A 19369-nucleotide genomic window follows, 5' to 3' on the forward strand; every position below is an offset into this window, starting at 1 on the left:
TGAGAGAGTTAAAATGAGAACTCGTATTGAAAGAACTGAAGAGGTGGTAGAGCAACTTCCGTTGGTAAGTGTATTAATTCCTACGTATAATCGTCCTCGTTACTTTGAAAAGGCGTTATGTAGTGTATTAGAACAAACATACCCTAATATAGAAATTATAGTTGGAGATGACAGCACGAATGATGAAACAGAAAAAGTGTTACAAAAATACTTATGTGATCATTCAAATATTATGTATATAAAAAATAGATCAACTCTCGGACAATTTGAAAATGCGTTAATGTTATTTCATGAAGCGAACGGTGAGTATATAAATTTTTTAATGGATGATGATGTATTTCATGTAAATAAAATTGAAAAAATGATGAAGTATTTTTTCAATGATTTAGATAATGAAATTAAGCTTGTAACATCTCATCGTCAAGTAATTGATGATAAAGGGAAAGAACTGCGACATATTTATTCAACTGTCCGTTTATTTGATGAAGATACGATTATAGAGGGAACAGAATTAGGAAATAAGGTAATAGTGGATCAAAAAAATTATATTGGAGAACCGACAACAGTTTTATTTCGTAAAAATGATTTACAAGAACCATATGGGATTTTTGATAAGAGGCGGTATTTATGTAACGTAGATATAGCTTCATGGTTATCTTTATTAAGTAAAGGAAAAGCAGTATATATAGCAGAAACACTTAGTTACTTTCGATTACATCCAGATCAACAGTTAAATGAATCTAATAAAATGATGGATGGGTTAGAAGATTTTTCACACAGTATTATAGCAGGAGAACAATATGGTTTCTTATCCACCGAAAAAGAGTTAGACAAAGCGGTAACTAATTTTCTAGATTATGCAAGAAGGATAGTTCCATCATCCATATTATATACATTAGACTATTACCAAAAAATTAGAGCGAAGAAAATAAACATAGAAAAGAAAAAACAACATATAAATAATAATTCTTCTTTACCGAAAGTAAGTATACTTATTCCTGCGTACAATAGACCTTATTACTTGGAATTAGCGCTCAACAGTGCTCTGAATCAAACATATGAAAATATAGAAATTATTATTTCTGACGACAGTACAAATAATGAAGTCAATGCTATGATTCAACCGTACTTACGTGAATATGAGTGTATTACATATGTTAAAAATGAAACGCCATTAGTTGCCGAAAACTTTAATAAGTGTATAGAACTTGCGAATGGTGATTATATAAACTTTTTATTAGATGATGATTTATTTCATCATGAAAAGATCGAGAGAATGATGCAATACTTTTTGACGTTAGAAAATATTTCATTTGTGACGTCATATCGTGAACTGATTGATGAGAATGGAGAGATATTACCCCCTTCAACATTAAATATGAAAATCGCGAAAGAAACTACACTTTTTGAAGGAAAAGAATTAGGGAATTATATGTTAAAAAACTTGAAAAATGTAGTTGGTGAGCCGACAACTGTTTTGTTTAATCGGAATTTGTTTGACGGGAAGTTTGGATATTTTAAAGGAAAGGCTTATTCTGCTATTAATGACATTGCAACTTGGCTAGATATGATGAGGAAAGGAAAAGTAGTTTATATACAAGAACCTCTTAGTTATTTTAGACAACATAGTGGACAAAATCAAAAACAAATGCATTTTATTTTAATGACAATTGAAGAGTGGATTGAATTAATTATAGATGCATATAATAGTGGATTTTTAAGTTCCGAAAGTGAGTATAAAGAGAGTTTATCTTATTGTTTAGAAAATGCGGGATTTATAGTTAAGGATGCAGTAAGAAATGGCGAACTAGATCAAATTTATAATGAAAAGATAAAAAAAGGATTAAACAAGTTAGTTGCTCATATGTTCGAGAAAGAATCTTGTTATTGTCAATATTGCAATAAACAATTTGAAAAATTTTCACCTTGGCCAGCACATTATGATTTTCCGAAATATAAATTTGAGATGTGGAATAAAGATACAGGGATATGTCCAGTTTGTAATTCGATGGATCGTGAAAGATTGTATCGTGCGTACATTGAAACGGAAACGGACTTGTTAAATAGAAACTATACAATGCTTCATATTGCACCTGAAGCGAAGTTAAGAGATTGGTTTAACGAGTATAAAAATATTACGTATGTATGTGGTGACTTAGAACCAAAGGATCCATTAATGAAGGAAATTGATGTTACAAGGATTACATATGATAGTAATACTTTTGATGTAATATTATGTAGCCATGTGTTAGAACACGTTCCTGATGATGACAAAGCAATGCGAGAGTTATATAGAGTATTAAAGCCAAATGGATGGGGAATTATTCAAGTACCAATCGTAATGAATATAGATTTTATTGTAGAGAATGAATTAATTGTAACACCACAATTGAGGAAACTAGCTTTTGGTCAAGAAGATCATGTGAGAATTTATAATCAATCGGGATTTATTCAAAGATTAATGAATGCAGGATTTAAGGTGGAATTATATAACATAGCGGAAAAACAAGGAATGAAAAGTGCTAGGAAATTTGGATTATCTGAAACAGATATGCTCTATATTGTCCGAAAATGATAGGAAGGAATAGATAGATATGGAGAATATTCCTTTTTTACGTGCTTCAACTGTACCTGTAAGTGAGTATTTGGACGAATTGAAGGAAATTGATACATCTCACATATATACGAATTATGGACCTATAAATCAACGTTTTGAGGAAACAATTATGTCGTCATTTTTTCAAAACAGGGGAGCTGTTACAACAGTAGCAAACGCAACGTTAGGGTTAATGGCGGCTATTCAACTAAAGAAAAGAAGAAAGGGAAAGTATGCTCTCATGCCTAGCTTTACATTCCCTGCGACTGCCTTAGCCGCTATTTGGTGTGGATTGGAACCTTACTTTATTGATATTTCAATAGATGATTGGTATATGGATAAAACGGTACTTTTGGATAAGATAGAAGAATTAAAAGAAGAGGTTGCGATTGTTGTCCCGTACGCCACCTTTGGATCATGGATGAACTTAGAAGAATATGAAGAATTAGAGAAGAAGGGGATTCCGGTTGTCGTAGATGCGGCGCCGGGATTTGGATTAATGAATGGAGGGATGCATTATGGTCAAGATTTTATTGGAATGATCGTATATAGCTTTCATGCAACAAAGCCGTTCGGAATTGGTGAAGGAGGGCTCATATATAGTAAAAACGAAGAAGATATACAACGTATTAAAAGAATGGGGAATTTCGGATTTGATAAAAATCGTGAATGCACGATGATGGGGTTTAATTGTAAAATGTCTGAATACGCAGCAGCTATTGGGATTGCGACTATAAAAAAGTGGGATCAAAAATTAAAAGAACGCACCCGTATTTCTGAATGGTATAAACAGTTGTTACAAAATACTGGGTTAATGAAAAAAGGGTGGAAAGTCCAAAAGACAGAAGCAGTTATTCACCAATTTATGCCTATCATTTGTCCAGAAGAAGTTCGCAACATACAAGTAATAGAAGAACTGAAAAAACAGAAAATAGAAGCTAGATTATACTTTTCACCATCTTGCCACCAACAAGTTCTTTTTAAAAACTATAAGTCTACAGATTTAACAAAAACGAATAAAATAGCAAAACGAATCGTAAGTTTACCTTTATGGGAAGGAATGACGAAAGAACTAGTAGAGCAAATTGTAATCTGTTTAGAGCAGAAGGTGGTGTCGGTAGATGAATAGTTTTTATAGTCAAGAAGAACTAAAGAAAATTGGATTTTTATCTGTTGGGAAAAATGTATTGGTTAGTAAAAAAGCAAGTATATATAATCCGAGTGCTATATCAGTTGGCAATCATGTAAGAATTGATGATTTTTGCATTTTAAGTGGTAAAATTACAATTGGAAGTTATTCGCACATATCAGCGTATACAGCGTTATATGGAGGGGAAGTTGGGATTGAAATGCATGATTTTGCAAACATCTCAGCTAAAACAATCGTATATGCAGTACTTGATGATTTCAGTGGAAATACATTAATGGGGCCAACCGTCCCGAATCAATATAGGAATGTGAAAGCAGAAAAAGTTATTTTAAAAAAACATGTGATTATTGGTGCTAATTCTATTATTTTTCCAAATGTAACGGTAGGAGAAGGAACGGCAGTCGGCGCGATGAGTATGGTAAAAGAGAGTTTAGATGATTGGTATATTTACGCTGGAGTTCCCGTAAGGAAAGTAAAACCTCGTCAAAAAAAGATGCTAGAGTTGGAAATTGATTTTTTAAAAAGCATTCATTCTTAATAAAAAAGAATGAATGCTTTTTATTTTTATCTCGCTATTTGCCGGGCAGTAAGACTTCACCTCAAAATTCAGCGAAAGCAAAGAAATTAGGTGGGAGCTGATTAAAGTTTCACTTTATGATAGAGCAGAGTGTATCTAAACTTATTATGTTTTAAATTTTGCTGACCAAGGCAATACTGAGCCATAGTGAATGTAAAGTTGGAGGGCGAGCGTATATGTTTGATGAGGATGGGATTGTTTTAATTATGGAACCAGCTGATGAAAGAAACTTGAGGAGATTTATTTTTTTAGTGCCACAGTCAGTGTATGAAAAGAAGGGGATTACATTACACTATGGAGCAGCTATAGGACAAGGATATATGGATATAATTGAAGATATTATAAGCGTACATATAGAAATAGATGTTGTAACGATAATAGGGCATGTAAGAGTATAAATAGCTATTTGAAAAAAGGTTGTAAGCAATTTAGCTAGAAGTTATGATAGAGAAAATTATAGACAATTATAAAGACGAAGGGAGTCTGAAATGAAAATAAAATCAATTTTATTAGTATTTATAGTTTCAATTGGTTTAATGGGATGTTCAATAGTGGAGGAAGGAAAGAACTCCATAGATTATGCTCAAAAGGCGACAGACTATGTAAATGAAATAAGCGCATTTGCAAATGAAGCACCGGCATTAGCAGAGAAAGCTATTAACGATGGGACAGCTCGAAAAGAATTAGAAACGAAGCTGAATGAAATTAAACAAGATATACCAGCTTTCAATGAATTAACGCCACCAGATGTGGCGAAGGATCTTCATCAACAAATCGTTGGATATAATGAAAAGCTAAATTCGTTAATTGATACGTCTATGAAAAAGATAGAAGAAGGAAAAATGGACGTAGAGCAATTTAAAAACTCAGAGCTCATGCAGACGATAGATCAAGTTCGTGATTTGAAAGATAAGGTGCAAAATTTAGGTCAATAACAAAAAGCTCCGTTTGTTACAAACGGAGCTTTTTGTTATTGGATACAATAAACGATTACACCAACGATAATAATCATGTTGCCGATGAGTTTACGTTTCGTTATTTTTTCCCCTAGGAAATACCAACCGAAAATTAATATGATGATATAACTTAAGGATTCTAATGCTGATGCTTGTTTTAATTCCATGCCCTTCATGGCGATTACATTTAATCCAGCATTAAGTACAAATAAAGAGTAACCGATAATAACATAAGGATTCACATATTCTTTTATTCTAGAATCGTATTGTTGTAAAGTAGCTTTTTTTAATAATATTTGTGAGTAATTTGCTAAAATTATCCCGAAAATAAACAATAGCATATAACTATTCATCTTTTGTCACCACCACAATTCCGACGATAATAATAGCTGCACCAAGTAAATGATTCCACTGAATTGTATCTCCAAATAGAAATACTGACCAAAGCATTGACCATAGTATAATAATCCCTCGATGTGAATATGCTTTTGAAATTTCGAAATGTTTAATTACTTGTTGCCATAAAATTGCATATCCGAATAAAAGTAAAACAAGTCCGAAATAAGCAACAAAAAATGAGATTGAAGCAATTGGAAATTGAGCTGCCCATTTCATGTAAACCATAATGATAGAATATATCAAAAAAGCTACATGTAAAAATACATAATTTTTAATAGTTGGTTTCATTTATTCACTCTCTTTTACATATAAATATCTATTTATATCTGTTTTTTTAATGATAGATATAGAAATATATTTTGTTTAATCTTTCACATTCCAAATTATATAGTATCATGGCTTTTATTGTAAAACAATAGAAGCCATGCATTCATTTTTTCCAAGATTCTACAATATGTATCGTTTTATTTGTTGCATCCAACTCTACTTGAACACCGAAAGGTATAGTAATCATTGGATGTGTATGACAACAATCGAAGTCAGCTAGAAAAGGAATTCTTTGATTTTGAAGTACTTCCAACAGTATTTCAAAAGGTTTTCGATTTGTACCACAATCATCAAATTGCTCATGTTTTCCAAGAATGATACCTGAAATTTTATCAAATACACCGTTAATTTTAAGGAATGAAAAGCTTCTTTCGATAGTAGCTGCATCTTTTGAACTGTCCTCAATAAAGAGAATATCGCCTTCTTGAATATGTGGCATATAGGGGCTAGCCCAAATTCCTTGTATCGTGTTTAAATTCCCGCCAATAATACGCCCAGTAGCTTTTCCTTCAATTACTGAAATCCAATTGTTTGGTCGAAGTTCTTTCTCCTTCGTCTTTTCTTCCCAATTAATAAATTCATCTGACCAAAATAATGGTTGTTTTATATGATAAGGAAGAGATTGATCATGTAGTAAAGTTTCTGCAAAATATTTGTATGTGCAGTTAACAAAAGGTTCAAATTCGCCAAAGGAAGGGACGAGAGCGGGCCCATAAAATGTAGGGATTCCTGTTTTAGCATAAATTCCTAGTAATAAAGCAGTTGCATCTGAATATCCAATCATTATTTTAGGGTTATTTAGAAAAGCGTCATAATCAATATAAGGTAATATTGAATTTGAATTCATCCCACCAATTGTTGACATAATACAAGAAATATTAGGGTTTCTTATCAAGGTATTTAGTTCATCAGCACGCTCTTGTATGCTACCAGAACGATAAAAATCATATCGACTTGTTAATGAACCTTCTAATATACGAAACCCTTTCTGTTGTAAGTAAGATTTTGCTCGTTCAAATCTTTTTGGAGAAGTGTAGGTTACTGGTGAAGAAGGGGAGTAGATCCTAATTGTGTCTCCATATTTTAATGATTTTGGAAGTAGCATTTGTATGAATCCCTTCTATTAAATAGTTTATTTACAAGATTTTATTGTTGAATATTCTTATATTTCAGTATTATAAGTGTAACATAAACAAATTAAAATAATAATTACTGTATATGAATAAATATACTTTTTACCTTGACTGTATAAAGGAATTGTTGTTAAGGTTAAATGTGAGTGTATAAAAGGTTTGCTAAAGGAGTTTTGAAATGAATCGGTTAAAATGGGGAAGGATGACAGTCCTATTAGTCATTATTTTAGGGATATGTTGGTTCTTATTCCAAGGAAATCAAAAGAGCGTAGCGAATGTAGAAGGACAACCTTTGCAAGTGGCAGAACTACCTAAAGCAGGATTTACTGAAAAAGTAGTCCCGCCAAAGTACATCCCACCAGAAATTAACGCAAAAGCGGCTATGATTATCGATGCGAGTGATGGAGATATTATTTATCAATATAATGAAAATGAAGCTTTTGCACCGGCTAGTATGTCTAAGATGATGACAGCGTATCTCCTACTAGAGAGTATACATAACGGGAAAGTTCGCTGGGAAGATCCAGTTAAAATGAGTGCGAAGGCGGCACAAACAGAGGGAGCGAGAATCCCAGTACAAGTTAATGACACATTAACTGTTAAAGATTTATATCATGCATTAATGATTGAGTCAGCTAATAATTCAGCTGTGGCTTTAGCAGAACATATGGCAAAATCGGAGAAAGATTTCGTTCAGCTTATGGATGCAAAAGCGAAACAGTTAAAAATGTCGGAACATGCTAAATTTGCAAATGCTTCTGGATTACAAGAGCCAGATGGAAGTGAAACAAAAATGACGGCTGCTGATGTAGCACAATTGGCGTATCATCTTATAAAAGATTATCCGGAAATATTAGAAGTGACTCACTTGCGTCAAAGTCAGCTAGCATTTAATAATATAAATGTTATAAGCACAAACGACATGTTAAACAAAAATAATAAAAGTTTATATATAGAAGGAATGGACGGACTAAAAACAGGATTTACAGATAGTGCAGGATATTGTTTTACGGGGACTGCAAAGCAAGGTGATAATCGAATTATTACAGTGGTCATGGGGACATCAAGTAAAACAAAACGTTTTACAGAGACAAATAAGTTAATGTCGTATGCATTTGGCTTAGTTAATTAAGTAAGTAAAATACGAATCTAGATCGCTACATAAGTAAGACTGTTTGTTGTTACTAATTTTAGATAACAACAAACGGTCTTTTTATTTTAACTTTAAAAAGGAAAAAGATTCTAAATACAAGTGTTATCATTTGAGTTTATTTGTTGCTGTGATATTATAAAGTTATAAGCTTATTAATAATAAGTTTAAGGGGCGTAATATGACATATACATATGAAATAGCCTCAATTGAAAATTGGAGGGAATTATGATGGCAAAAGATTTTTACTCAGCAATTGAAGACAGAAGATCTATTTATGCAATTAGTAAAGAGCAAGTAGTTTCTGATGAGAAAATTCAAGAAGTGATTTATCATGCTGTAAAACATACACCTTCAGCTTTTAATTCTCAAAGTGCTCGCGTTGTTGTTTTATTAGGAGAACAACATGATAAATTATGGGATATTACGAAAGAAACATTAAGAAAAATTGTACCTGAAAATAACTTTGCACCTACTGAAGAAAAAATGAATGCATTTAAAAGTGGTTATGGAACGGTTTTATATTTTGAAGACAGTGAAGTTGTGGAAGGACTTCAAGCAAACTTTGCATTATATAAAGATAATTTCCCAACTTGGTCTCAGCAATCATCAGGAATGTTACAATTTGCAATTTGGACAGCTTTAGAAATTGAAGGGTTTGGTGCTACGTTGCAGCATTACAATCCGCTAATTGATGAAGAAGTGAGAAAAGAGTGGGATGTTCCAGCAAATTGGAAGCTCGCTGCGCAAATGCCATTTGGTAAACCGGTAGTACATGCTGGTGAAAAAGAATTCCAACCGTTAGAAAACCGTGTGAAAATTTATAAATAAAATAATTTGATAGAAGGTGAACAGGAATATAACCTGTTCACCTTTTTTATACGTAATAAGGGTTTTTTTGTCCAGCATTTTTCATCTGATTTTTTAATTCATTTTTACGTATTTCAATAGCTGATACTTTTTGTAATGTTATCATTGAAACGAATTGAATAAAAGCATAGTATGGCTCTATATTTTTTTGTAATGGATCATCTATTATATTTCTCACAAATATGCCTCCTCTTTTTATTCCAATAAAATTCCGCATTAATGGGTAGCCCGAGTAGTGAGGGTTAATAATTAGCGGGGGGATAAAACCTTTACTAATTAAAGTTTTATTTTATTATGATATATAATACTATGATTATCTTATAAATTCCATTATCGGAAAAGAAAACAGTTGGTATAGTGTGTGTTTTCTTTAAAGGAGAAATGGTTTTTGTGAAATAAATCTTACAATTCGTCAAATTATTTCAAAATTGTAGATAGTATAGAAATTTAGTTTTCTAAAAATATTATACTATTGATAAATAGAGTGATTTTTGTCATGATGAAAGTATACTTCATGTAAGGAGCTTTATAAGGAAATACATAGTGTGGTTTGTATTAGGTTAATAGAATTTTTTATAGAAGATAGAAAAGGGATGTTTTATATTGAGATATTAAATGAAATGTCGAATTTTCATGCGATATATAAGAAATTTGAAAAAATCATTGCAAAAACACTATAATTAATGATAAAGTTCACATGAAGTTCACACGGATTTCACTTTGTTCATTTAAAATGAACTCTGTGTGAAAAATAAAACTCTTGCTAAAAAATGGAACTGGATGAATATTTTACTTTGATAATATTGTAAAGTATTAAAGTTTTAAGTTTTTTTAAGAGGATAGTAGGGAAAGGAAGTAAAGACAACTTATGAAAAAAGTAATTGCAGGTTTAGCAGCAGCTTCTGTAGCTGGCGTTGCAGTTCCAGGAATGGATTCTGCTCATGCACAAGTTTCAAATGAAGCGCTAAAAGAAATTAATGGACAAACTCAAACTCAAACGACTGTAACTGAAACAAAAACTGTAGAAACAACTTCTGAATTAAAATACACAGTAACTGCTGATGTATTAAATGTTCGTTCAGGTGCTGGTACAGGACATAACGTTATTTCTAAAGTGAAATCAGGTCAAGTGCTACAAGTAGTTGGACAAGAAAACGGTTGGTTCAAAGTAAACGTAAATGGTCAAACAGGTTATGTAAGTGGTGACTTCGTAACGACTGGTGGCAAAACAGGAACGACTGTTCAACAAGGAACAGGTACTTACACAGTAAACGTTTCTTCACTTAACGTACGTACAGGCCCAAGTACATCTCATACAGTATTAGGTTCTGTAAACAAAGGTAAAACAGTACAAGTTGTAGGTGAAGTACAAGATTGGTTTAAAATCAACTTCAATGGTGGAACTGGATACGTAAGCAAAGACTTCGTAACAAAAGGTGGTTCTGCTGTATCTAACGAAACACAACAACCAACTACAAACAACAATACTACAACAGTTCAAACTGGTGGTTCTTATGTTGTTAACACTGGTGCTTTAAAAGTACGTACAGGCCCAGCTACATACAACGCTGTAATCGGTGGAGTAACAAATGGTAAAGTACTAAACGTTACTGGCGCTGAAAATGGCTGGTACAAAATTAACCATAACGGCCGCACGGGTTACGTAAGTGCAGACTTCGTTAAGTTTGTAAAAGGCGGAGTAAACAACGTTACAAATAACAATAACAATAACAATAACGTTACAAATAACGTTCAACAACCAGGTAAAGACGTACAAAAACCAACAACAGGTGGAGATACATCTTCAATCGCTGGATTCGCTAGATCTTTAAATGGTTCACCATACAGAACTGCTGGTACAACACCTGCTGGTTTTGACTGCAGTGGATTCATTCACTACGTATTAAATCAAACTGGTCATAAAGGCGCTCGTCAAACAGTTGCTGGATACTGGAGCTCTAAAACAAAAACTAGTAATCCACAACCAGGTGATTTAGTATACTTCCAAAATACTTATAAATCAGGTCCTTCTCACATGGGTGTTTACTTAGGAAACGGTCAGTTCATTAGTGCAGAAACAGATGCAACTGGTGTACGTATTAGTTCTGTAAGTAACTCTTACTGGAGCAAGCACCTATTAGGTTACACAAAAGCATACTAAAAAAAAGTAGTTTTATATACTTTTCGTATAGAGAAAAGGCTTTCCAAGGAAACTTGGGAAGCCTTTTTATAGTTGTATAAATTGGAAGTTTAATAGTTTTTATTTTAAATTTCCATTTAAAAATCGATCATATAAGTCATGGAAATAGTTAGGACGAAATAAGTTCGCTGCATGTCCTGCTAAAGGTATTTCCTTATATAGAACGTTAGGTAAAATAGATTTCAAATCAAATAGACAAGATTTATAGAGATGATCATGCTCGCCCATTACCCATAGTATAGGGTGAGGAAGTGATTTTAATTTAGACTTTAAATCGAAGTCTAACCGATGTCGTAATGACTGGGCAATAATGGATGAATGTAATTGTAATCCGAAACGGTAGTAAATATTTCTTGAAATGACTGCAAACGGATTTGCTTTTAGTATACCACTTGGAAAAATAGTATTTGCGTATTGAGAGAGCCATTTAGAGTATTCATCCCCTCGCTTCTCCCAAAAATTTTGGAATACGCTATATAAGCGAGAAGGGTTATTGTAATGTCCTCCAATATGACAAATACTTAATACTTTTTCTGGATGCATTTGTGCAAAAATTGTAGAGATGTAACAGCCGTAACTTAGCGCACAAATATGAGCTTTTTTAATACCTTCTTGTTCATATAAGTTTAATAATTGATCTACGAGACGCTGTAATGAAAAGTCGATTGCTTCTCCTTTATCATCACCGTGACCTAATAAGTCATAAGTTATAATGTTGTAGGAGGCAGAAAATCGTTTTTGCTCCTTTTTGAAGGCGCGACGATTGCCAACTAATCCATGAATAAAAATAATTGTTTCCTTTTCAGAATGTATATTTGTTTGCAAAAAGGATACTCCTTTCACTAACTGGAGATTTATATCGTGTTTTAAATTATTTATCTATAATTCACATAGAATAATATTAAGTACCAGGTAATAATATCAGATGTTTATACCTGTTGTAAAGATGAGTTTTTATGTATATTTTGTAAAAATAGAAAAAGTGTGTTTACATTCAGTTTACATTTGTATCGTATTCTAATTTTAGAAAGAATAGTTTGGTTTAACATGAGGAGATGAACAGGAATGGAAGTTAGAAATGAAATGAAGAAAAAAGGGAGCTGGAGGCAGTTTTTACGCCTTATTCAAGATACAAATCCTCCGAAAGGAATTTTAGTTTTTGCGTTATTAATGAGTTTGCTTTCTACGGGAGCGAGTTTATTTATTCCTATGCTAACAAAAGGATTAGTAGATAATTTTTCGCTTTCTTCAATTAGTGCAGGACAAATTGTTGGGTTAGTTGCTTTCTTTGTAATGCAAACTATTGCGGCAGGGTTGTCTATATATTTACTAAATTATATTGGGCAGAAGATTGTAGCGGGACTAAGAGAACGTTTGTGGAAAAAGGTACTTATCTTGCCGGTATCTTATTACGATCAAAATAGAACAGGTGATACCATTAGCCGTATGACGAATGATACAGGTGTTGTGAAAACGTTAATTTCTGAGCATTTGTCAAACTTATTAACAGGTGGTATTTCAATTGTTGGATCGTTAATTGTATTATTTGTGTTAGATTGGAAAATGACTGCGTTACTTTTAACGGTTATTCCGTTGTCTGTATTAATTTTAGTTCCACTCGGACGAAAAATGTATAAGATTTCAAAAGCGCTTCAAGATGAAACGGCATCTTTTACAAGTGTGTTAACGCAAGTGTTATCAGAAATTCGTTTAGTGAAATCTTCAAATACAGAAAAAAGAGAATATGAAACGGGTAATACAGGTATACAAAAGTTATTACAATTTGGTTTGAAAGAAGGAAAAGTGCAAGCATTAATTTCGCCAGTTATGTCGTTTGTTTTAATGGCACTACTTGTTATTATCGTAGGATATGGCGGGATGAGAGTTTCTAGCGGTGCATTAACAACTGGTGAACTTGTAGCGTTTATTTTGTATTTAGTTCAAATTGTAATGCCGATGAGTCAATTATCTATGTTCTTTACACAATTCCAAAAGGCAATTGGTGCAACGGAAAGAATTAGTACGATTTTAGAATATAAAGTAGAAGATCATGAAACTGGTGTGAAAGTAACAAATGCTAAGCAGCCGATCGTTCTTGAAAATGTACATTTTGAGTATAACGAAGAAGAGCAAGTTTTGAAAAATATTGATTTCATAATTGAATCTGGAAAAGTGACAGCGATTGTAGGACCAAGTGGTAGTGGGAAAACAACGTTATTCTCATTACTGGAACGTTTTTATGAGCCAACTAGTGGTGCCATTAAATTAGGAAAAGAATCAATTACGAGTTATTCATTACAGTCATGGCGACGTCAAATCGGTTACGTATCACAAGATAGTCCATTAATCGATGGAACGATTCGTGATAATATTTGTTACGGCGTTGAAGGTGAAGTAACGGATGAAGAAATTGAAAAAGTAGCAGCAATGGCATATGTTGATGCATTTATTCATGACTTACCAAACGGTTATGCAACAGAAGTTGGAGAACGCGGTGTGAAGCTTTCTGGTGGACAAAGACAGCGAATTGCCATTGCCCGAGCGTTACTTCGAAATCCGCAAATTCTTATGCTCGATGAGGCAACTTCAAGCTTAGATAGTAAATCTGAGTCTGTCGTTCAAAAAGCGTTAAATAACTTAATGAAAGGCAGAACAACGTTAGTGATTGCGCATAGACTTTCTACTGTTGTAGATGCAGATAAAATTATCTTTATTGAAAAAGGGAATCTTACAGGTAGTGGTACGCATGATGAATTATTACAGACGCATGATATGTATCGTGAGTTTGCAACGCAACAATTGAAAATTAAAGAGGGTGCATTTTAAAAAAATATATTAGATGCTAAGTAGAAAGGAAATGGTTCCTTTGATACCTAAAATTTTAATAGTAGACGACGATCCACACATTAGGGAACTCGTTTCTGTATTTTTAGAACGAGAAGGTTTTCAAACATATGAGGCAATTGATGGAGTAGATGCACTTCGGAAAATGGATGACGTAAAAGTCGATATGGTTATTCTTGATATCATGATGCCAAATATGGATGGATTTGATGTATGTTTTGAATTAAGAAAATACTATGATATCCCGGTTCTGATGCTAACTGCCAAAGGGGAAACATCACAAAAAGTAAAAGGATTTCACCTTGGGACAGATGATTATCTTGTAAAGCCATTTGACCCTATAGAACTAGTAGTGAGAGTAAAGGCATTATTGAAACGTTACCAAATTACAGTTTCACAATCGATTCAAGTTGGAAATGTATTATTAAATCGTAAAACATTCGAAGTTACATCTGGAGAACAAACGGTTATGTTACCGTTAAAAGAATTTGAGCTGCTCTTTACTTTAGGGTCTAAATCGGGAAGAACTTGTTCGAGAGAGCAATTAATTGAAGAAATATGGGGATATGATTTTGAAGGGAATGAACGTACACTAGACGTTCATATTAATCGGTTACGTGAGAAGTTTCAAGAAGAGCAGTCGAAATTTAGTATTAAAACAATAAGAGGATTAGGGTATCGCTTAGAGGTAAGTAAATGAGAAAAAGAAAACGAATGAGTAAGTTGAAGATGCTGAAAGTATTTGGAGCGGTATTAGCGCTCTTTTCTTTTCTTACTATCATTTGGTCTATCGCATTTTATGTAGCAACTAGTATATTGAATGCTTTTGACGTAAACGTATCGCCATTTGTTGCCTTTCTAATTAGTGATATGGTCGGTTTTGTATTTATTATTCTTATTTGGACATTAATTGGAATATTAATGAGGCCAAAACGAGAGGCAATGATTTGGACTATTATTGAACCGATACAAAAAATTGCAAAAGGAGACTTCTCCGTAAAAATACGAAATGAAGAAAAGTATGATGGAGAAATTGGTGTGCTCGTAAAAAGTATAAATGATATGACAGATGAACTGAATACGATGGAGAAAATGAGACAAGAATTTGTATCGAATGTTTCTCATGAAATACAGTCACCATTAACTTCTATAAAAGGATTTGCTAGAGCACTACAAGACGATAATCTTTCTGAGGAAAAAAGAAAACATTATCTTACCATTATTGAAACTGAAACAACGAGATTATCTAAACTAAGTCAAAACTTATTGAAGCTAACTCTTTTAGAATCAGAAGAGTATATACCAGAAAGAGTGAGTTATCGATTAGATCAGCAGTTAAAGCAAATTGTGTTAAATAGTGAACCACTCTGGGCTGAAAAAGAAATCGAGTTAGAACTAGATTTAGAAAAAGTACATGTTATTGCTGACCAAGAAAGTATGAGTCAAGTGTGGATTAATTTAATTCATAATAGTATTAAATTTACTCCAAGCGGTGGTACGATTACTATTCAGTTAAAGGAACATGAGACAGTAGTGGAAGTGCGTATCCGTGATTCAGGAATTGGTATATCAGAAGAACAGAAACAACATATTTTTGAGCGTTTTTATAAAGCGGATTCTTCACGAAATCGTGCCTATGGAGGAAGTGGCTTAGGTTTAGCTATTGTAAAGAAAGTACTCGACCTTCATCAAGGAGAGATAAAAGTGGAGAGTGAGGAAGGAAAAGGTACTGAATTTATTGTGCGTATGCCGAATCATGAAGAGAAATAGTGTTAGAAGGAGAACCTTCTAACACTATTTCTCTTTAAAAATGCATTTACCGTTACTGCAATTATATTGATAAGCTTTTCCTTCGCTATTCATACGGTATGAGTAATCAGATTCTTTATCGTTCTTAAAGTCAACGTATGCTTCTGCACCGTTTTTATCGTCATCTATATCAATGAATTGAACGTTTCGTATAGAATAATCTTTCTTTTCTTTTAAACCTCTTCCTTGCAAGTTTGTATGAATACCATCTACTAACTGGTCAAACAACGACCAGTTTAAATTAAGATGTTCAAATGACTCAGTATGTCTTCCTAAAATACCGTTGTCTTGTATTATTTTTTTATTATCATCGTATGTATAAGAGTATGTAAAATATGGTTCGTCTTTATATACTACTGTTGCATAATAGCCAATATTATAAATGGGAGTATATTTTCCGGTTATGTCTTGTATTTCTTCTTGCTTATAACCTTTTTTAATATGGAGATAATTGCTAGTATCTTTTTCTATTACTTTATAATTTAGTGGATTACCAAATATAAAGTACAGGGCAAACAATATGATAAATAGTCCGACTGCAGTTAGTAACAAGACCCATTTTTTTCTTTTCATACTCATACACTCCCCTATGCTGGATTTGTTTTTATTTTACATGAATAATGGTAAAAAAATGAAACTTATAAATAAAAACTTTCTATAGTTACCTACAAGTAACCTACGCACATGAAAGTGCATCATTGCCTTTTTACATAAACATAGATACAATTTTAATATAATACATAACTGAGATGATTAAGGAGTGTTATACTTGGCAGAATTATTACAAGGCAAAAATGCTTTAATTACAGGAGCAGGTAGAGGGATTGGTCGCGCTGTCGCAATCGCATTAGCGAAAGAAGGCGTAAATGTAGGACTATTAGCTCGTTCAGAAGAAAACTTAAAAGCTGTAGCGAAAGAAGTAGAAGCAGAAGGTGTAAAAGCTGTTATTGCAACTGCTGATGTTTCTTCATACGAAGAAGTGACTACTGCGATTGAAACGTTAAAAAATGGTTTAGGATCTATCGATATTTTAATTAATAACGCTGGTATTTCTAAGTTCGGTAAGTTTTTAGAATTAGATGTTGCTGATTGGGAAAAAATCATTCAAGTAAACTTAATGGGTGTATATTATGCAACTCGTGCTGCTTTACCGAGCATGATTGAACAACAATCTGGTGATATCATTAACATTTCATCTACAGCAGGACAAAAAGGTGCACCTGTAACAAGTGCATATAGTGCGTCTAAATTTGGTGTCCTTGGCCTAACAGAATCGTTAGCGATGGAAGTTCGCAAACATAACATTCGTGTAACAGCTTTAACTCCAAGTACAGTAGCGACTGATATGGCTGTAGATTTAGGATTAACTGATGGAAACCCTGATAAAGTAATGCAAGCAGAAGATATTGCAGAATTTATCGTAGCGCAGCTGAAATTAAATAAACGTACATTTATTAAATCTGCTGGGCTTTGGTCTACTAATCCATAGGAAGTAAATTTAACTTTAAAAGAAGGGATATCTATTCTGTAAGGGGTAGATGTACCTTCTTTATTTTTTGTATTGGAGACAGAATTTTCGGTATAATTAAAAGTGAATGGTAGAAAGCATTGGGAAATTGAAAGGGATGGTATTTACATGAGTACAATTGAGAAATGGACGGCTGTTGATCAATATATGAGTGATGTATTAATACCGAAAGATTCTACATTAGAAGGGGTTCTTCAAACTAATGTTGCAGCTAATTTGCCAGCACATGATGTATCACCAATGCAAGGGAAGTTTTTACAACTATTAGTACAAATTCAAGGGGCTCGTAATGTTTTAGAAATTGGCACGCTAGGCGGGTATAGCACGATATGGCTTGCTAGAGCATTGCCATCTGGAGGCCGAGTTGTTACATTGGAAGCAAGTGAAAAACATGCTGAAATTGCACGTAGCAATATTGAGCGTGCTAATTTGACTGATAAAATTGAAATACGAACAGGATTAGCGTTAGATTCTTTACAACAAATAGAAAACGAGAAGTATGAACCGTTTGATTTTATTTTTATAGATGCTGATAAACAAAATAACCCTGCTTATTTTGAATGGGCACTAAAACTATCACGACCGGGTACTGTAATTATTGGGGATAACGTAGTACGTGAAGGAGAAGTTATTGACAATACTAGTACCGATCCTCGTGTACAAGGGATACGTCGTTTCTATGAATTAATAGCTGCTGAGCCACGTGTTAGTGCTACAGCGCTTCAAACTGTCGGAAGTAAGGGATACGATGGATTTGTAATGGCAATCGTAAAAGAATGAGGTGAGGAGATAGATAGAATGAAAAAGATGTTTGAAAAATTATAACATGTATCTTGTATAACGAGATTAGCTCGTGGGCCTCCGACATACATAACACTATATTATATATCAAAAAATTGGAGGCTATAAGTAGATGAGAACTGAAAAAGAAATGCTAGACTTAATTATTAATACAGCAAAAGAGGATGGAAGAATTCGAGCAGTTATCATGAATGGATCGCGTGTAAATCCAAATGTGAAAAGAGATTGTTTTCAAGACTATGATATTATGTATGTTGTAAATGATATACAATCTTTTACGTCTAATCATAATTGGGTTCATAGATTTGGAGAAATAATGATAGTACAAATGCCAGAAGAAATGTCGTTAGTTCAACCAGATGAAGATGGGAAGTTTCCGTATTTAATGCAGTTCATGGATGGGAATCGGATTGATTTAACGCTAGTTCCAGTTGAGTTAATAAAAAAGTTCGTTGGACAAGATAGTTTAAGTAAATTACTTCTCGATAAAGATAATTGTATGGAAGGATTCCCGCCAGCAAGCGATAAAGATTACTTAATAAAAAAGCCTACAGAAAAAGAGTTTTTGGATTGTTGTAATGAATTTTGGTGGTGTAGTACGAATGTGGCAAAAGGGCTATGGAGAGAAGAGCTTTCTTATGCAAAAGGAATGCTTGAGGGACCAGTGCGAGATATGTTCATCGTAATGCTAGAATGGTATATTGGTATGAAAACAGATTTTACAGTTAATGCAGGGAAGTTTGGAAAGCATTTCGAGCAATATATTGAAAAAGATATGTGGGTGCAATTTAAAAGAACATTTTCTAATGCAGAATATGAAAACATATGGGAGTCTTTCTTTGTCATGGGTGATTTATTTAGGGAAGTGGCGAACGAAATCGCTAACAAATATGAATATCAATATCCGCAAGATGATGATGATAAAGTGACGAACTATTTAAAATATGTGAAAGCTTTGCCAAAAGATAGTACATCGATTTATTAATAATAGTAAGCAGTAAGACTGTCCTAATTAAGGACAGTCTTATT

At 33.2% G+C, this 19369-nt stretch carries 20 protein-coding genes; 14 read left to right on the forward strand and 6 right to left on the reverse strand.

All coding sequences use genetic code 11. The features are described 5' to 3' along the window. Positions 1–13 precede the first annotated feature (13 nt). The 5 genes from ACW0JX_RS09560 (at position 14) to ACW0JX_RS09580 (ending at position 5258) form a co-directional block, all read left to right on the forward strand. On the forward strand, positions 14–2575 hold the full coding sequence (locus ACW0JX_RS09560) for a glycosyltransferase (RefSeq protein ID WP_459245624.1): 2562 nt from the start codon (positions 14–16) through the stop codon (positions 2573–2575). A gap of 19 nt (positions 2576–2594) precedes the next feature. After that, positions 2595–3725 (forward strand): DegT/DnrJ/EryC1/StrS aminotransferase family protein, encoded by a 1131-nt coding sequence (locus ACW0JX_RS09565; RefSeq protein WP_075720013.1) that lies wholly within the window; start codon positions 2595–2597, stop codon positions 3723–3725. Then, positions 3718–4284, forward strand: a complete 567-nt coding sequence (locus ACW0JX_RS09570) for an acyltransferase (RefSeq protein ID WP_001084185.1) — start codon at positions 3718–3720, stop codon at positions 4282–4284. Before ACW0JX_RS09565 ends, ACW0JX_RS09570 begins: the two co-directional genes overlap by 8 nt. A 215-nt stretch (positions 4285–4499) precedes the next feature. Then, positions 4500–4721: a hypothetical protein gene (locus ACW0JX_RS09575; RefSeq protein ID WP_142238961.1), complete on the forward strand. Its 222-nt coding sequence runs from the start codon at positions 4500–4502 to the stop codon at positions 4719–4721. Between the two features lie 90 nt (positions 4722–4811). Further along, positions 4812–5258 carry a DUF6376 family protein gene (locus ACW0JX_RS09580; RefSeq protein WP_000695205.1) on the forward strand — a complete coding sequence of 149 codons (447 nt, stop codon included), beginning with the start codon at positions 4812–4814 and terminating at the stop codon, positions 5256–5258. Positions 5259–5293: 35 nt separating this feature from the next. Here the strand turns inward: ACW0JX_RS09580 and ACW0JX_RS09585 are convergent, their stop codons facing one another. From ACW0JX_RS09585 to ACW0JX_RS09595, 3 genes are all read right to left on the reverse strand, one after another. Continuing rightward, positions 5294–5632, reverse strand: a complete 339-nt coding sequence (locus ACW0JX_RS09585; RefSeq protein WP_001089874.1) for an EamA family transporter — start codon at positions 5630–5632, stop codon at positions 5294–5296. Continuing rightward, positions 5625–5966, reverse strand: coding sequence for an EamA family transporter (locus tag ACW0JX_RS09590; RefSeq protein WP_075719850.1), 342 nt, complete (start codon positions 5964–5966; stop codon positions 5625–5627). Before ACW0JX_RS09590 ends, ACW0JX_RS09585 begins: the two co-directional genes overlap by 8 nt. A 142-nt stretch (positions 5967–6108) precedes the next feature. Beyond that, complete coding sequence (locus ACW0JX_RS09595; RefSeq protein ID WP_459245625.1) at positions 6109–7110, reverse strand: S66 family peptidase; 1002 nt, start codon at positions 7108–7110, stop codon at positions 6109–6111. A 206-nt stretch (positions 7111–7316) separates the two neighbouring features. On the opposite strand from ACW0JX_RS09595, the gene ACW0JX_RS09600 reads away from it, so the two are divergent. Beyond that, positions 7317–8270, forward strand: a complete 954-nt coding sequence (locus ACW0JX_RS09600; protein WP_001080878.1) for a D-alanyl-D-alanine carboxypeptidase family protein — start codon at positions 7317–7319, stop codon at positions 8268–8270. Positions 8271–8516: 246 nt separating this feature from the next. Continuing rightward, complete coding sequence (locus tag ACW0JX_RS09605; protein ID WP_459245626.1) at positions 8517–9119, forward strand: nitroreductase family protein; 603 nt, start codon at positions 8517–8519, stop codon at positions 9117–9119. Positions 9120–9165: 46 nt separating this feature from the next. Here ACW0JX_RS09605 and ACW0JX_RS09610 read toward each other — a convergent pair whose 3' ends face one another. Beyond that, positions 9166–9336, reverse strand: coding sequence for a DNA mismatch repair protein MutT (locus ACW0JX_RS09610; protein ID WP_459245627.1), 171 nt, complete (start codon positions 9334–9336; stop codon positions 9166–9168). A 690-nt stretch (positions 9337–10026) separates the two neighbouring features. On the opposite strand from ACW0JX_RS09610, the gene entFM reads away from it, so the two are divergent. Further along, the gene (gene entFM / locus ACW0JX_RS09615) at positions 10027–11319 is read left to right on the forward strand and encodes an enterotoxin EntFM (protein ID WP_075720030.1); all 1293 of its coding nucleotides are present in this window, start codon (positions 10027–10029) and stop codon (positions 11317–11319) included. A gap of 99 nt (positions 11320–11418) precedes the next feature. Here entFM and ACW0JX_RS09620 read toward each other — a convergent pair whose 3' ends face one another. After that, the gene (locus tag ACW0JX_RS09620) at positions 11419–12183 is read right to left on the reverse strand and encodes an alpha/beta fold hydrolase (protein ID WP_075720028.1); all 765 of its coding nucleotides are present in this window, start codon (positions 12181–12183) and stop codon (positions 11419–11421) included. A gap of 240 nt (positions 12184–12423) precedes the next feature. On the opposite strand from ACW0JX_RS09620, the gene ACW0JX_RS09625 reads away from it, so the two are divergent. Genes ACW0JX_RS09625 through hitS form a run of 3 tightly spaced genes read left to right on the forward strand, consistent with a single transcriptional unit; the run spans position 12424 to position 15972 of the window. Further along, on the forward strand, positions 12424–14184 hold the full coding sequence (locus tag ACW0JX_RS09625) for an ABC transporter ATP-binding protein (protein ID WP_061660373.1): 1761 nt from the start codon (positions 12424–12426) through the stop codon (positions 14182–14184). A 40-nt stretch (positions 14185–14224) separates the two neighbouring features. Continuing rightward, a complete protein-coding gene (hitR, locus tag ACW0JX_RS09630) occupies positions 14225–14902 on the forward strand; it encodes an envelope stress response regulator transcription factor HitR (RefSeq protein ID WP_015055113.1) in 678 nt (225 codons plus the stop codon). After that, entirely contained in the window at positions 14899–15972 is a 1074-nt protein-coding gene (hitS, locus tag ACW0JX_RS09635; RefSeq protein ID WP_144608272.1) for an envelope stress sensor histidine kinase HitS, read from the forward strand. The genes hitR and hitS overlap by 4 nt, the downstream gene beginning before the upstream one ends. A 24-nt stretch (positions 15973–15996) precedes the next feature. Here the strand turns inward: hitS and ACW0JX_RS09640 are convergent, their stop codons facing one another. Continuing rightward, complete coding sequence (locus ACW0JX_RS09640) at positions 15997–16590, reverse strand: DUF3139 domain-containing protein (protein WP_459245628.1); 594 nt, start codon at positions 16588–16590, stop codon at positions 15997–15999. A gap of 190 nt (positions 16591–16780) precedes the next feature. Here ACW0JX_RS09640 and ACW0JX_RS09645 point away from each other — a divergent pair, with 190 nt between their 5' ends. The 3 genes from ACW0JX_RS09645 to ACW0JX_RS09655 all read left to right on the forward strand — a co-directional run bounded on the left by ACW0JX_RS09645 (position 16781) and on the right by ACW0JX_RS09655 (position 19325). Next, the gene (locus tag ACW0JX_RS09645) at positions 16781–17500 is read left to right on the forward strand and encodes a 3-ketoacyl-ACP reductase (protein ID WP_000818985.1); all 720 of its coding nucleotides are present in this window, start codon (positions 16781–16783) and stop codon (positions 17498–17500) included. Positions 17501–17647: 147 nt separating this feature from the next. Continuing rightward, on the forward strand, positions 17648–18319 hold the full coding sequence (locus tag ACW0JX_RS09650) for an O-methyltransferase (protein ID WP_053565514.1): 672 nt from the start codon (positions 17648–17650) through the stop codon (positions 18317–18319). 133 nt (positions 18320–18452) lie between these two features. Continuing rightward, positions 18453–19325 carry an aminoglycoside 6-adenylyltransferase gene (locus ACW0JX_RS09655; RefSeq protein ID WP_098126075.1) on the forward strand — a complete coding sequence of 291 codons (873 nt, stop codon included), beginning with the start codon at positions 18453–18455 and terminating at the stop codon, positions 19323–19325. Positions 19326–19369 lie beyond the last annotated feature (44 nt).

The sequence above is a fragment of the Bacillus sp. C-3-6 genome (assembly GCF_054509685.1).

Excerpts from the sequence above, each read along its gene's own strand:
- ACW0JX_RS09595 (WP_459245625.1), bottom strand. The coding sequence starts at position 7,110 with ATGCTACTTCCAAAATCATTAAAATATGGAGACACAATTAGGATCTAC.
- ACW0JX_RS09560 (WP_459245624.1), top strand. The coding sequence starts at position 14 with ATGAGAACTCGTATTGAAAGAACTGAAGAGGTGGTAGAGCAACTTCCG.
- ACW0JX_RS09605 (WP_459245626.1), top strand. The coding sequence starts at position 8,517 with ATGATGGCAAAAGATTTTTACTCAGCAATTGAAGACAGAAGATCTATT.
- ACW0JX_RS09655 (WP_098126075.1), top strand. The coding sequence starts at position 18,453 with ATGAGAACTGAAAAAGAAATGCTAGACTTAATTATTAATACAGCAAAA.
- ACW0JX_RS09625 (WP_061660373.1), top strand. The coding sequence starts at position 12,424 with ATGGAAGTTAGAAATGAAATGAAGAAAAAAGGGAGCTGGAGGCAGTTT.
- ACW0JX_RS09565 (WP_075720013.1), top strand. The coding sequence starts at position 2,595 with ATGGAGAATATTCCTTTTTTACGTGCTTCAACTGTACCTGTAAGTGAG.
- entFM (WP_075720030.1), top strand. The coding sequence starts at position 10,027 with ATGAAAAAAGTAATTGCAGGTTTAGCAGCAGCTTCTGTAGCTGGCGTT.
- ACW0JX_RS09590 (WP_075719850.1), bottom strand. The coding sequence starts at position 5,966 with ATGAAACCAACTATTAAAAATTATGTATTTTTACATGTAGCTTTTTTG.
- ACW0JX_RS09650 (WP_053565514.1), top strand. The coding sequence starts at position 17,648 with ATGAGTACAATTGAGAAATGGACGGCTGTTGATCAATATATGAGTGAT.
- ACW0JX_RS09575 (WP_142238961.1), top strand. The coding sequence starts at position 4,500 with ATGTTTGATGAGGATGGGATTGTTTTAATTATGGAACCAGCTGATGAA.
- ACW0JX_RS09640 (WP_459245628.1), bottom strand. The coding sequence starts at position 16,590 with ATGAGTATGAAAAGAAAAAAATGGGTCTTGTTACTAACTGCAGTCGGA.
- ACW0JX_RS09580 (WP_000695205.1), top strand. The coding sequence starts at position 4,812 with ATGAAAATAAAATCAATTTTATTAGTATTTATAGTTTCAATTGGTTTA.
- ACW0JX_RS09570 (WP_001084185.1), top strand. The coding sequence starts at position 3,718 with ATGAATAGTTTTTATAGTCAAGAAGAACTAAAGAAAATTGGATTTTTA.
- ACW0JX_RS09585 (WP_001089874.1), bottom strand. The coding sequence starts at position 5,632 with ATGAATAGTTATATGCTATTGTTTATTTTCGGGATAATTTTAGCAAAT.
- ACW0JX_RS09600 (WP_001080878.1), top strand. The coding sequence starts at position 7,317 with ATGAATCGGTTAAAATGGGGAAGGATGACAGTCCTATTAGTCATTATT.
- hitS (WP_144608272.1), top strand. The coding sequence starts at position 14,899 with ATGAGAAAAAGAAAACGAATGAGTAAGTTGAAGATGCTGAAAGTATTT.